General features: G+C 73.4%; 12 protein-coding genes. 7 read left to right on the top strand and 5 right to left on the bottom strand.

Translation table 11 applies throughout. From position 1 onward, the window contains the following. The 5 genes from E2651_RS33915 to E2651_RS33895 all read left to right on the top strand — a co-directional run. The coding region (locus tag E2651_RS33915; RefSeq protein WP_135335095.1) for an MFS transporter at positions 1-1,289 on the top strand (1,289 nt) is incomplete at its 5' end. After that, the gene (locus E2651_RS33910) at positions 1,286-2,077 is read left to right on the top strand and encodes a putative hydro-lyase (RefSeq protein WP_135335094.1); all 792 of its coding nucleotides are present in this window, start codon (positions 1,286-1,288) and stop codon (positions 2,075-2,077) included. The genes E2651_RS33915 and E2651_RS33910, both read left to right, overlap by 4 nt. A 50-nt stretch (positions 2,078-2,127) precedes the next feature. After that, a complete protein-coding gene (locus E2651_RS33905) occupies positions 2,128-2,916 on the top strand; it encodes a 5-oxoprolinase subunit PxpA (protein ID WP_135335093.1) in 789 nt (262 codons plus the stop codon). After that, a complete protein-coding gene (locus E2651_RS33900; protein WP_135335092.1) occupies positions 2,913-3,527 on the top strand; it encodes an allophanate hydrolase subunit 1 in 615 nt (204 codons plus the stop codon). Before E2651_RS33905 ends, E2651_RS33900 begins: the two co-directional genes overlap by 4 nt. Continuing rightward, a complete protein-coding gene (locus tag E2651_RS33895; protein WP_135335091.1) occupies positions 3,524-4,396 on the top strand; it encodes a biotin-dependent carboxyltransferase family protein in 873 nt (290 codons plus the stop codon). The genes E2651_RS33900 and E2651_RS33895 overlap by 4 nt, the downstream gene beginning before the upstream one ends. A gap of 52 nt (positions 4,397-4,448) precedes the next feature. Here E2651_RS33895 and E2651_RS33890 read toward each other — a convergent pair whose 3' ends face one another. The 5 genes from E2651_RS33890 to E2651_RS33870 all read right to left on the bottom strand — a co-directional run bounded on the left by E2651_RS33890 (position 4,449) and on the right by E2651_RS33870 (position 9,915). Continuing rightward, entirely contained in the window at positions 4,449-5,294 is an 846-nt protein-coding gene (locus E2651_RS33890) for an SGNH/GDSL hydrolase family protein (protein ID WP_135335090.1), read from the bottom strand. Continuing rightward, positions 5,291-6,571, bottom strand: coding sequence for a glycosyltransferase (locus E2651_RS33885; protein ID WP_135335089.1), 1,281 nt, complete (start codon positions 6,569-6,571; stop codon positions 5,291-5,293). Before E2651_RS33885 ends, E2651_RS33890 begins: the two co-directional genes overlap by 4 nt. Further along, entirely contained in the window at positions 6,568-7,692 is a 1,125-nt protein-coding gene (locus tag E2651_RS33880; protein ID WP_135335088.1) for a glycosyltransferase family 1 protein, read from the bottom strand. The genes E2651_RS33885 and E2651_RS33880 overlap by 4 nt, the downstream gene beginning before the upstream one ends. A gap of 109 nt (positions 7,693-7,801) precedes the next feature. Next, positions 7,802-9,220 (bottom strand): HEAT repeat domain-containing protein, encoded by a 1,419-nt coding sequence (locus E2651_RS33875; protein WP_135335087.1) that lies wholly within the window; start codon positions 9,218-9,220, stop codon positions 7,802-7,804. A 302-nt stretch (positions 9,221-9,522) separates the two neighbouring features. Further along, positions 9,523-9,915 (bottom strand): ankyrin repeat domain-containing protein, encoded by a 393-nt coding sequence (locus tag E2651_RS33870; RefSeq protein WP_135335086.1) that lies wholly within the window; start codon positions 9,913-9,915, stop codon positions 9,523-9,525. Between the two features lie 295 nt (positions 9,916-10,210). Here E2651_RS33870 and E2651_RS33865 point away from each other — a divergent pair, with 295 nt between their 5' ends. Continuing rightward, positions 10,211-10,405 carry a hypothetical protein gene (locus E2651_RS33865; RefSeq protein ID WP_055567030.1) on the top strand — a complete coding sequence of 65 codons (195 nt, stop codon included), beginning with the start codon at positions 10,211-10,213 and terminating at the stop codon, positions 10,403-10,405. Between the two features lie 48 nt (positions 10,406-10,453). Beyond that, a complete protein-coding gene (locus E2651_RS33860) occupies positions 10,454-12,043 on the top strand; it encodes a hypothetical protein (RefSeq protein ID WP_135335085.1) in 1,590 nt (529 codons plus the stop codon). Positions 12,044-12,169 lie beyond the last annotated feature (126 nt).

Here is a 12,169-nt window from a genome sequence, read left to right as displayed (position 1 = left end):
CTCCCCCTCAGGCCGTCACCACCGAACCCCGCCCCGCCGCGGGTGAACTCCCCGAAAGCGGCGGTGCGTTCGGCTGGCTGCGCGACCTCGGTCCGCGCGGCCGCCGCGCCTTCGCCGGCGCCTTCGGGGGCTACGCCCTCGACTCCTACGACTACTTCACGCTGCCGCTGAGCATGGTCGCGCTCGCCGCGTACTTCGGCCTGGACAGCGGCCAGACCGGCCTGTTCACCACGGTCACCCTGGTCGTCTCCGCGATCGGCGGCGCCGTCGCGGGCGTCGTCGCCGACCGGATCGGCCGGGTCAAGGCGCTGATGATCACGGTCATCACGTACGCCGTCTTCACCGTCGCCTGTGGCTTCGCGCCCAACTACGAGACGCTGCTGGTCTTCCGCGCCCTCCAGGGCCTCGGTTTCGGCGGCGAGTGGGCGGTCGGCGCGATCCTGGTCGCCGAGTACGCCACCGCCAAGAACCGCGGCCGCACGCTCGGCGCGATCCAGAGCTCCTGGGCGGTCGGCTGGGCCCTGGCGGCGATCGTCTACACCCTGGTGTTCCAGTTCCTCGACGAGGACATCGCCTGGCGCGTGATGTTCTGGACCGGCGCGCTGCCCGCCCTGCTGGTCATCTACGTACGCCGCAATGTGCACGACGCCCCCGAAGCGGCCGAGGAACGGCGAAAGAGCGCAGACAAGGGCTCGTTCACCGCGATCTTCAAGCCCGGACTGCTGCGGATCACGCTCTTCGCGGTGCTGCTCTCCACCGGTGTGCAAGGCGGCTACTACACGCTCGCCACCTGGGTGCCCACCTACCTGAAGACCGAGCGCGGGCTCACCGTCGTCGGCACGGGCGGGTACCTCACGTTCCTCATCTCCGGTGCCTTCATCGGCTATCTGGCCGGCGGATATCTCACCGATGTACTGGGCCGCAAAAGGAACATCACGCTCTTCGCGTTCCTCTCCGCGGCGAGCATCCTGGCGTACACGAACATCCCGGACGGCGCCAACGGCCTTCTCCTGGTGCTCGGTTTCCCGCTCGGCTTCTGTATGTCGGCGATCTTCAGCGGCTTCGGCTCGTTCCTCAGCGAGCTCTATCCGGCCGCCGTGCGCGGCACGGGGCAGGGCTTCACGTACAACACCGGACGTGCCGTAGGAGCCGTCTTTCCCACCATGGTCGGTTTCCTGGCCGACAGTTGGGGCGTCGGCGGTGCGCTGATCTTCGGTGCGATCGGCTACGGCATCGCCGTGCTCGCCCTGTTCGGGCTCCCCGAGACGCGGGGGAGGGAGCTGCTGTGACCGGGACCTCCACGGTGCTCCAGGACCCCGCGCAGGCCCGCGCGCACTTCCGTTCGGGGGCGAGCGGGCCGACCGCGGGCTGGGCGGCAGGGCACACGCAGGCCAATCTGATCTCCGTCCCCGCCGACTGGGCGTACGACATGCTGCTGTTCTGCCAGCGCAACCCGAAGCCCTGCCCGGTCCTCGACGTCACGGACACCGGCTCCTGGACCACGCCGCTCGCCCCGGGCGCCGATCTGCGCACGGATCTGCCGCGCTACCGGGTGTGGGAGCACGGCGAGTTGGCGGCCGAGCCCACGGACGTGGTCGGGCAGTGGCGCGATGACCTGGTGTCGTTCCTCATCGGCTGCAGCTTCACCTTCGAGTGGGCGCTGACCGAGTCCGGCATCCCGATGCGCCACATCGAGCAGGGCCGCAACGTCGCCATGTACGTGACCGCGCGCCCCTGCCGCCCCGCGGGCCGGCTGCACGGCCCCATGGTGGTGTCGATGCGCCCGGTGCCGCCCGAGCACCTCGCGACGGCGATCAGGGAGACCTCGCTGCTGCCCGCGGTCCACGGCGCACCGGTGCACTGCGGTGAAGCGGCGGGGCTCGGCATCGACGACCTCGACCGTCCGGACTTCGGTGATCCGGTGGCCGCCGAGCCCGGTGACATCCCGGTGTTCTGGGCGTGCGGGGTGACCCCGCAGGCGGCGGTGATGGCCTCGCGGCCGCCGTTCGCCATCACGCACGCGCCGGGCCAGATGTTCATCACCGACGCCAGGGACGAGCAGTACCGGGTGGCCTGAGCGGGGTGACCGCCGGGCACGGGAAACAGCGAAACAGGAGACCTACGTAGATGACCGACGCCTCCGCAGGACCGCCTGCCGACGCCGTGATCGACCTCAACGCCGACCTCGGTGAGGGCTTCGGCCGCTGGCGCCTGACCGACGACGAGGAACTCCTCTCCGTGGTCACCAGCGCCAACGTGGCCTGCGGCTTCCACGCGGGGGACGCGGCCACCATGCGCCGGGTGTGCGCACAGGCCGCCGAGCGCGGGGTGCGGATCGGCGCGCAGGTCTCCTACCGCGACCTGGCGGGCTTCGGGCGGCGCGCGATGGACGTGCCGCCCGACGAGCTCGCGGCCGAAGTGGCGTACCAGATCGGCGCCTTGGAGGTCTTCGCGCGGGCGGCGGGCACGCGCGTGTCGTACGTGAAGCCGCACGGCGCGCTCTACAACCGCGTCGTCCACGACGAGGACCAGGCGCATGCCGTCGTCGACGGAGTGCTGCTCGCGGACGGCACCCTCCCGGTGCTCGGGCTGCCCGGATCGCGCTTCCTGGAGGTGGCCGACAAGGCCGGCCTTCCCGTCGTCACCGAGGCCTTCGCGGACCGCGCGTACACCCCGCAGGGCACGCTCGTGCCGCGCGGCGGCGACGGTGCCGTCATCACGGACGAGGCCGCCGTCGTCGAACGCTCCGTCTCCATGGCCCGGACCGGGACCGTCACCGCCCGGGACGGGCAGCGGATCGAGGTCCGCGCGCGTTCGCTGTGCCTGCACGGCGACACTCCGGGGGCGGTGGGTCTGGCCCGCGAGATCCGGGCACGGCTCGCAGCGGCGGGCGTCGGGGTGGAGGCCTTCGCGTGAGGGTGCTTCCGGTCGGCGGCCGCGCCCTGCTCGTCGAACTCGCCGACGGGGACGAGGCGCAGGCGCTCCACGCCGAGCTGCTGCGCCGCAGGGCCGCGGGACTCATCCGCGTGCGCGAACTCGTGCCCGCGGCCCGCACGGTGCTCCTGGACGGCCTTGACGACCCCGGCCGCGTCGGGGCGGAGCTCGCCGGTCTGGAGATCCCGCCGCTCTCGGCACGCGACGAGGACGTCCTGGAGATCCCGGTCCGCTACGACGGCCCCGACCTGGCGGAGGTGGCGGCGCACTGGGGTGTGCCGCCCCAGGAGGTCGCACAGATTCACTCGGCGGCCGAATTCCGGGTCGCCTTCTGCGGATTCGCGCCCGGCTTCGGCTATCTGACGGGGCTGCCCGGCCGCTACGAAGTACCGCGCCGGGCCACTCCGCGCACGACCGTCCCGGCGGGCGGCGTCGCCCTCGCCGGGCCCTACACCGGGGTGTACCCGCGCCCGTCGCCCGGTGGCTGGCAGCTGATCGGTTCGACCAATGCCGTGCTGTGGGACCACGCGCGCGTGCCCGCCGCGCTGCTCGCTCCCGGCGTACGGGTGCGCTTCGTCCCGGAGGCACGATGACCGACCGTGCCTTCGCCGTCGTACGGGCCGGGGCGCTGACCACCGTGCAGGACCAGGGACGCCCCGGGCACGCGCACCTCGGGGTGCCGCGCTCCGGAGCCCTCGATCCGGCCGCCGCGCGCCTCGCCAACCGCCTCGTCGGCAACCCGCCCGATGCCGCCGTCCTGGAGACCACCCTCAACGGCTGCTCCGTGAGGCCGCGTTGCGCGGTGACGGTGGCGGTCGTGGGCGCGCCCTGCGCGGTGACCGTCGACGGCCGTCCCGTGGCATGGGGTGCGCCCGTACGCGTCCCTGCCGGGGCGCTGCTCGACATCGGAGCGGCCGTCTCCGGAGTACGGTGCTATGTCGCGTTCGGCGGCGGCGTCACCGTCGAACCGGTGCTCGCCAGCCGCTCCACGGACCTGCTCTCCGGGCTCGGCCCACCGCCCTTGGCGGACGGAACCGTCCTTCCCCTGGGGGGCGTTGTCGCGCCCCACGCGCGCGTGGACACCGTCCCGCACCCTGCGCCGCCGCACGAGCTGATCCTGCGGGTGACGCCCGGACCACGCGCCGACTGGTTCACGTCCGGCGCCCTGCGCACGCTGACCACGCGCGCGTACCGGGTGTCGTCGGCTAGCAACCGCATCGGCCTGCGTACCGAAGGCCCCTCCCTGGAGCGGGCGTTCACCGGCGAGCTGCCCAGCGAAGGCATGGTCCTCGGCGCCGTCCAGGTGCCGCCGGACGGCCGGCCCGTGGTGTTCCTCGCCGACCACCCGACGACCGGCGGGTACCCGGTGATCGCGGTGGTCAGGGAGGGCGACCTCGGCGCGGCCGCCCAGGCGGTGCCGGGCACGCCGCTGCGCTTCGTCACCGCGGCGCCGCGTACCTGAGCGCCGCGGCGCCGCGTACCTGAGCACCGCTACGCCGCCTACCTGAGCACCGCTACGCCGCGTCCGGCTGCTCACCGGCCGAGAGCGCGGCGAGGGCCGCGGCCACCCCGTGGCCGGCGATCAGGTCGAGGCGGGCGCTGCTGCCCCGCACCTGGTGGCGGACCTCGTCGGCCGCGAGGGTGAGCAGCTGGGGCAGCAGATCGGTGCACCGGCGCGCCACCCATCCGGTACCGGCGGTGGCCAGCCACCACAGGCTCGCCGACCGGGTGGGCTGCGGGAGTTGGGGCTCGCGGGACGGCGGGCTTCCGGCCGCGGCGCCGCGTGCCGCGAGCAGGGCGTGGAAGCGGGCGGCGAGCAGCCGGTGCCCGCGCTCGCCGGGGTGCAGCCGGTCCGCGCTCCACAGCTCACGGTCGGTGACCCAGTCGCCCTCCGCCGCGTGCAGGTGCACCGCGCCGTACCGCTCCGACAGCGCGTGCACGACGGCGTTGACGCCGCGCTGGCGCCTTGCCAGCGGGCGGGCCAGAGCGCCCGGCAGGCCGAGCATGGCGCCGGGGTCGGGCAGGCAGGCGGTGAGCAGCAGGGCGCCCTGCCGCGCGCAGGAGGCGTAGACCTGGTCGAGGCGGGCGGCGATGGCGTGGATGTCGAAGGTGCAGCGGAGGGTGTCGTTGACGCCGACGATCACGGAGATGATGTCGGGGCACAGCTCGAGCGCCGCGGGGAGCTGCTGGTGCAGTACGTCGCGGGTCTGGGCGCCGCTGACGGCGACGTTGTGGAACGCGACGTCCGCGGCCAGGCCTGCGGCCAGCAGCGCGGCCCAGCCGCGCCGGCCTTCCGCCACGGGGTCCCCGATCCCCTCGGTGAGGGAGTCGCCCATGGCCACGAAGCGCAGGGGGCTCATGATGCGTACCCCGTGTGGTCCGTCGCCCTGCGGGACGCCTGCCCACAACCAGACGGCACTTCATGTGCCGCCAAGAACGCGGCTACTGACCCCTCCCAGCCGAAGCACTCCGCACGCGCGCGTGCCGACTCCCGGCGTTGGCTTTCGGGGCGCGCGAGCAGTGTCTGGACGGCGGTTGCGAACGCCTCACCGCCATCCTTCGCCACAGCACCCGCCCCGCCCAAGATCTCCGGCAACGCCGACGACGCGCTGGCCACCACCGGCGTGCCGCAGGCCAGGGACTCCAGGGCCGCGAGGCCGAACGTCTCGCAGGGGCCCGGCGCCAGGCCGACGTCGGCCGCGGACTGCAGCGCGCCCAGGGACGCGCGGTCCGCGACATGGCCGAGGAAGGTCACCGGCAACCGTCGCTCGCGCGCCCGCTGTTCGAGGCGGCCGCGCAGGGGGCCGTCCCCCGCCACGACGAGCACCGCCCGTACGCCCCGCCCGCGCAGTGCCTCCAGGGCGTCGAGCGCCGTGCCGGGACGCTTCTCCACGGACAGCCGTGAGCACAGTACGAGAAGCACCTCGTCCACGCGCGCGTGGCGGGCACGCACTTGGGCGTCGCGCAGCCCCGGGTGGCGCCCCTCCAGGTCGACACCGAGTGGCGCGCGTACGACATTGCGCGCCCCGATGCGGACGAACTCGCGCTCCGCCCACTCCGTGGTGCACACGACACGCGCGTACGCGTGCGCGGTACGGGAGTTGAGCGCGTCGGCGGCGCGGAGGGCCGCCCCTGGAGGCAGGCCCCAGGTCCTGAGGACGGCGCCGGTCGCCTCGTGGGAGACCATCACGGCCGGGATGCGGCGGTGGCGGGCCCACGCGCCGGTCCAGCGCAGCGTCGTGCGGTCGGAGACCTCGAGCCGGTCGGGGGCGAGGCGCTCCAGGAGCCTGGCCACCCGCACGCGGTCCGTGAGGACCCGGTAGCCGCCGGTCCCGGGCAGCACGCGGCCCGGCAGGGTCAGCACGCGCCCCTGCTCGGTGTCGCGCGCCGAGGCCCGCTCACCGGGCACGATCAGGACGGGCTCGTGCCCGGCCGCCCGGTAGCCGCGGCCCAACTCGCGCAGTGCGGTGCGCAGTCCGCCCGACGAGGGCGCGACGAAGTTGGCGAGCCGCACGATCCGCAGCGACTCCGTGGGGCGTGCGCCGGACCGCGCCGCCGCCTCTCGGGAAGCCGCCGCCTCCCGGGAAGCCACCGCCTCCCGGGAAGCCGCCGCCTCCCGGTAGGCCGCCGCCCTCATGCCGCCACCGCCGTCCGTGTCGCGAGCACCTCGGCGTAGTGACCGACGAGCTGCTCGCCCACCGCGTCCCAGGTACGCCCCTCGACGGCGGCGCGTCCGGCCGCCCCGTACGCGGCGCGCAGGCCCGGATCGGCGGCGAGCGCCCACACCGCGTCCCGCACCGCGAGGGCGTCCCTCGGCGGTACGAGGACACCGGTGCGCCCCGGCGTGACGAGGTCGAGCGGTCCGCCCGCGGCGGGCGCGACCACCGGCACGCCGCTGGCCATCGCCTCCTGCACGGTCTGGCAGAACGTCTCGTAGGGCCCGGTGTGCACGAACAGGTCCAACGAGGCGAAGATCCTGGCGAGCTCGGCCCCGGTGCGGCGCCCCAGGAGGAGCGCGCCCGGCAGCGCCGCCCGCACGGAGTCCTCGCTGGGCCCGTCGCCCACGACGACGACGCGTACGCCCTCCAGGCCACAGGCCCCGGCGAGGAGTTCGACCTGCTTCTCGGGGGCGAGGCGGCCCACGTAGCCGACGATCAGCTCGCCGTCCGGGGCGAGTTCACGACGTATCGCATCGTCCCGCAGGGAGGGGCGAAACCGTGTGGTGTCCACGCCGCGCGGCCACAGCCGCACCCGTGGCACACCGTGCGCCACGAGGTCGCCCAGGGCGGCCGACGACGGGGCGAGCGTGCGGTCGGCCGCCGCGTGCACGGCGCGGATGCGCCGCCAGGCGGTGGACTCCCCCATGCCCATGTACGTACGGGCGTAGCCGCCCAGGTCCGTCTGGTAGACGGCGACAGCCGGAATGCCCTGCCGGGTCGCGGCCGCCATGCCGCGTGCGCCGAGGACGAACGGGCTGGCGAGGTGGACGAGTTCGGCCCGGTGCGCGCTCAGCGCCGCGGAAAGGCGACGGCTGGGCAGCGCCACCCTGACCTGCGGATAGCCGGGGAGTGGGAGGGAGGGCACTCGGACGACCGGGCAGGGCGCGCTTTCATCGGCGTCCGCCCCGGTCGCGGGGGCCGGGGCGATGACGAGGGGGTCGTGACCGCGGGCGACGAGCTGCCGGGCGGTCTGCAGCGCACAGTGCGCCACACCGTTGACGTCGGGAGGGAAGGATTCGGTGACGATGACGACACGCATACCCGTGTTGTCGTCGCGCGGGGCGTGGGCACGTCAACGTGGATCTTTCCTGGCGGGGAACGTCCCATGAGCGTTCCCCTCCGCGCCCGACGCCGGCGTCAGGGCCGGGTCACACCTCGGCCGCGTCCGGGTCGATCCTGCTGCGCACCGCGGTCTGTACCTCGTCCTCCTCGGCGGGGTCCGCGGCGAGCCTTCTGAGCTGGGTGACCACACGGGCGTCACCGGTCTCGGCATGCCGTGCGGCGACCTCGCGGGTGGACTCCTCGCAGTCCCACAGGCATTCGACGGCGAATCCGGCGGCGAAGGAGGGGTCGGTGGCGGCGAGCGCGCGGGCGGCGCGGCCGCGCAGATGGGACGAGGCGGTCTCGCGGTAGACGTGCCGCAGCACGGGGGCCGCGCAGGCGATGCCGAGCCGTCCGGCTCCGTCGACGAGGGTCCACAGGGTGGGTGCGTCCGGGCCTTCGCCGCGGACCGCTTCCCGCAGTGCGGCGAGCACCAGCTTGCTGTCCTGGGCGCCGCCTCTGCAGGCGAGCACCCGTCCGGCGGCGGCGCCGAGCGCGTCGGGCCGGTACGCCCAGCGGCGGGCCCGTTCCACGGCGGCGACGCTGCGCATCCGTTCGAAGGATTCGGCCGCCGCGTCCACGACGACCCGGGAAGGGCTCTGGACGGCGTACTCGATCAGCTCGAAGACGTCGGGGTCATGGGCGTCGGCCAAGTAGCGCAAGGCGGTGCCGCGCGCCCCGTCGGAGCCGTTGCGGGCGGCTTCGAGGATCTCGGCGCGGTCCTCGGGTCCGGCGACCGCGGTCAGGCAGCGGGCGGCCGGCACGTGAAGCACGGCGCCGCGCTCAAGACCTTCCTGCGCCCAGTCGAAGACGGCCTGGACGCTCCAGCCGGGGCGTGGCCCCGACGGCCGCATCTGGCGCTGCCAGCGGTCGAAGGAGCCCTGTTCCCGTGCGGCACGCACACGGGCGCCGATATCGGCGCGGGGATCCTCCTCCCACAGCCGCCAGGGCCGCGGTTCGTAGGCGTCGCGCACGGCGGCGGCCAGTTCGGCCTCGCCCTCCGCGTCGGCGGGGAACCTGGCGAGCACGGGGGCGGCCAGGGCGCGCAGGCCCGCGTCGTCGTCCCGCAGCGCGAGCTCGTCGAGGGCCCACGCCCAGTTGGCTCCGAACGCCGCGTACCTGCGCAGCAGCTCGAGGGCGTCGCGCCTGCCGTACGAGGCCAGGTGGCCAAGGACCGAGAGCGCGAGACCGGTGCGTGAGTCGTCCGTGTCCAGGACGTCCTCGGGGTCGAACAGGTGCCGCTCGATGCCGTCGATCTCGCCGCGCAGGTCCAGGTAGAGGCGGGCGAAGTACAGGGAGCGGTTCTCCACCTGCCAGTCGTGGCGGGGATCGTGGAGCACACAGTGGTCGAGGGCGGCGAGCGCCTCGGATCGTGGTGCGGTGAGTGCGTGCAGCGTGCCGTCGCCGCGGCCCCGCTGCAGCAGGCCGAGCAGCGTACCGCTGGGCGCTATGACCGGATCGAACATGGGAAACAGCCTCACATCAAGCGTCGACGCAACCGGGAATCGTGAATTACCTGGCCGTGCGCCAACACAACGGGCCGCCCGCCGTCTCTTGCTTGCTGTAGACCATCTTCCTCTGCCTCTCGTCGGTGGCCCGAAGGGATCCCGGACGGGAGGTCCGGGGGCGGGCCGCTCACGGTCCGCGCGGTGCGGCAACACCTGCCCCGCCGTCGCGTCCGTAAATCACGTCGTCATGATGACCCAGCGGTTCAGCCCGCCGCGACCACATTTCCAGCGCCCCCGTTGTTGCTGGTCAGCTACCCCGTTCAGGCCGCCCCGAACAGCTCGAGCAGCTCCGTCTTGGCAAACATCCTGGCGGTGTCCACCGCCGACGGTGTCCCCGCGGCCGGATCGGCACCACCGTCGAGCAGCGCCCTGATCACCGGGGTCTCGCCCTTGAAGACGGCACCCGCGAGCGGGGTCTGCCCCCGGTCGTTGGCGCGGTTGGCGTCGGCGCCCCGCTCCAGGAGGGCGCGGACCGCGTCGGCGTGGCCGTGGTAGGCGGCCAGCATGACGAGCGAGTCCCCGCTGTCGTTGGTGAGGTTCGCCGGAACACCGGCGTCCACGTACGCGGTGAGCGCCGCGGTGTCGCCCTGCCGCGCCAGATCGAAGATCTTGGTGGCCAGCTCCACGACTTCCGGGTCGGGTGCTTCGCTCATGGGCCGGACCGCCTTTCGACTGCGGGGTGACTCGGGGGGCGTACGACGCTCGGTGCAGCCGTACGAGTGAATCGACAGGGTACTGCCCGTCCGGGCACATGACCGGGCCCGCCCGCGGCAAAGATCACAAGGGGCCCGTACACCCTCACGACCTGCGCTCGGGTGGCCCAGTAAGCCTCGGCCATTCGAGGGAAATTACGCAAAATTCCCCCATTTGCACCTTTTATCGTATGGATACATGCTGTGAACCTGGAAGTACTGATGGTGACTGTCCCCACCAACCAGGAGAACCCCCATGGTCCTTTCCATCTCGGGCGTCGTGCTGCTCGGAATCATCGTCTTCCTCTTCTTCCGCAAGGACGGCCTCAAGGCGTCCCACGCGCTGGTCTGCGCGCTCTTCGGCTTCTTCATGGCGGGGACCGCCATCGCCCCGAGCATCAAGGCGGGCAGCGCGAGCCTGGCGAGCCTCCTCGGCGGGATCAAGTTCTGACGTCCCCTGCCCCCCGTAGTACTTCGTTCGCACCATCAGGAGACTGACGTGGCCCGGCGCCCCCTCCCCCGCATCCTGAGCAACGGCACTGCCCCGATCGCCCGGAGCCGGGAGTTCGCACGGTCGGCCGCCGACAGCGCCACCGACGTCCTCCATCCGCTGATCACGATCACCCGTGGACTGCGCCGGCTGGCTTCCGCCGGGCGGCGCAAGTGGGCCGACACACCCAAGGACCGGCGCGGACCGCTGCTGTTCCTCGTGGCCTCCGTGGTGCTGGTCGTGGCGCTCATTCCGTACGGTCCGCTGCTCGCCGCCAGCTGCCTGATGGCGGCCGCCGCGTGGACAGGACGGGAACGCACGGCGCCGGCACCCACCGGCCCCGACGAGGCGCAGACCCAGCGGCTGCAGTCCCTCTACGAAGCACTCGTCCCGTACTTCTCGGTCCCCGAGGACCCCGCCCCGCTCTTCGCGCACGGCGGCGAGTGGGACAAGGCTTTCCCCGCGTACGAGTTCGACGACTCCGGGCGCGTCTCCCATCTGGTGGTGCGCTACCCGGCGTACTTCACGGACGGCGAGGCCCAGTCCCGCGCCCGGATCGAGCAGCTCCTGCACGCCAAGTCGGGCCGCGGCCGCGAGTACCACTTCGAGTGGGACGAGGAGGGCAACCAGCTCACGGTCAACGTGCTGCCCCCACTGCCCACCGACATCGCCGCCCAGCGATTCGTCACCGCCCCCGGCGAGACCGTCCTCGGCTTCACCGACCCCACCGCGGTCCAGCGCACCCTCCCCGTGGCGGACGGCGACGACCAGCGCGACGTACCCCCCGTCGTCTGGCGCACGGGCCCCCGCTCCACCGAGCCGCACCTCCTGGTGGTCGGCCAGCCCGGCAGCGGCACCACAAACCTGCTGCGGTCCATCGCCCTGCAGGCCCTCCAGCACGGCGACATCCTCATCGTCGAGGGCAGCGGCACCGGCGATTACGCCTGCCTGACCGGCCGCGACGGCGTCCTGGCCGTCGAATGCGGGCTCGCCGGAGCCCTGGCCAGCCTGGAGTGGGCGGCACACGAGACGGAACGGCGCCTCATCTCCGCCAACCGCGCCCGGCAGACCGGCCGCCCGGCGCCGGACGACACCAAGCGCCCCCTGTGGATCCTCCTGGACCGCCCCAGCGTCCTCGGCCACCTGGCGGCGGCCGACGGACACCAGGACCCGCAGTCACTGCTCCAGGTACCGCTGCGGCACGGCAGGGCGGCCGCGGTCACGGTCGTCGTGGCCGACCAGTTCGACAGCCTGGACGCCCTGAGCGACCCCGTACGCCAGCACACCCGCGCGCGCGTGGTGCTCGGCCCCGCGACGCCCGGCCAACTCGAGGACATCCTCGGAGCGCCACCGCACACGACCCCCACGTCCGACGTCCCGCCCGGCCGCGGCTACGCACGCCTGGGGACGGGCTCGGTGCACCGCCTCCAGGTGCCCGCGACCCCCGACCCGTACGACGACGCGACCAGCGAGTCGCACCGGCAGGCGGTCCTGGAACTGCTGCCGGGCCGAAGCACACCGGTGGACGCGACGCAGAGGGTGGCGGAGGCGGAGCCGGAGCCGGAGCCGGAGCCGGAGCCGGTGCCTGCCGAGAACTGAGAGCGAATGACGGATGACGGGTAGCAGCTGACAGGTGACAGATCCCGAAATCTGTCACCTGTCATCCGTCATGCCATCTGCCAGGCATCACGCCACAAACGCCCGCGGCGTCTCCACCCCGGCCCC

It is taken from the genome of Streptomyces sp. MZ04 (assembly GCF_004684775.1).
Lineage (GTDB): Bacteria > Actinomycetota > Actinomycetes > Streptomycetales > Streptomycetaceae > Streptomyces.
The sequence above is the reverse complement of the archived record's forward strand: the minus strand, read 5'-3'. Positions and strand labels throughout refer to the sequence as shown.

Coding starts and splice junctions, on each gene's coding strand:
- E2651_RS33885 (WP_135335089.1), bottom strand. CDS start 6,571: ATGAGGGCGGCGGCCTACCGGGAGGCGGCGGCTTCCCGGGAGGCGGTG.
- E2651_RS33895 (WP_135335091.1), top strand. CDS start 3,524: ATGACCGACCGTGCCTTCGCCGTCGTACGGGCCGGGGCGCTGACCACC.
- E2651_RS33880 (WP_135335088.1), bottom strand. CDS start 7,692: ATGCGTGTCGTCATCGTCACCGAATCCTTCCCTCCCGACGTCAACGGT.
- E2651_RS33870 (WP_135335086.1), bottom strand. CDS start 9,915: ATGAGCGAAGCACCCGACCCGGAAGTCGTGGAGCTGGCCACCAAGATC.
- E2651_RS33905 (WP_135335093.1), top strand. CDS start 2,128: ATGACCGACGCCTCCGCAGGACCGCCTGCCGACGCCGTGATCGACCTC.
- E2651_RS33890 (WP_135335090.1), bottom strand. CDS start 5,294: ATGAGCCCCCTGCGCTTCGTGGCCATGGGCGACTCCCTCACCGAGGGG.
- E2651_RS33875 (WP_135335087.1), bottom strand. CDS start 9,220: ATGTTCGATCCGGTCATAGCGCCCAGCGGTACGCTGCTCGGCCTGCTG.
- E2651_RS33865 (WP_055567030.1), top strand. CDS start 10,211: ATGGTCCTTTCCATCTCGGGCGTCGTGCTGCTCGGAATCATCGTCTTC.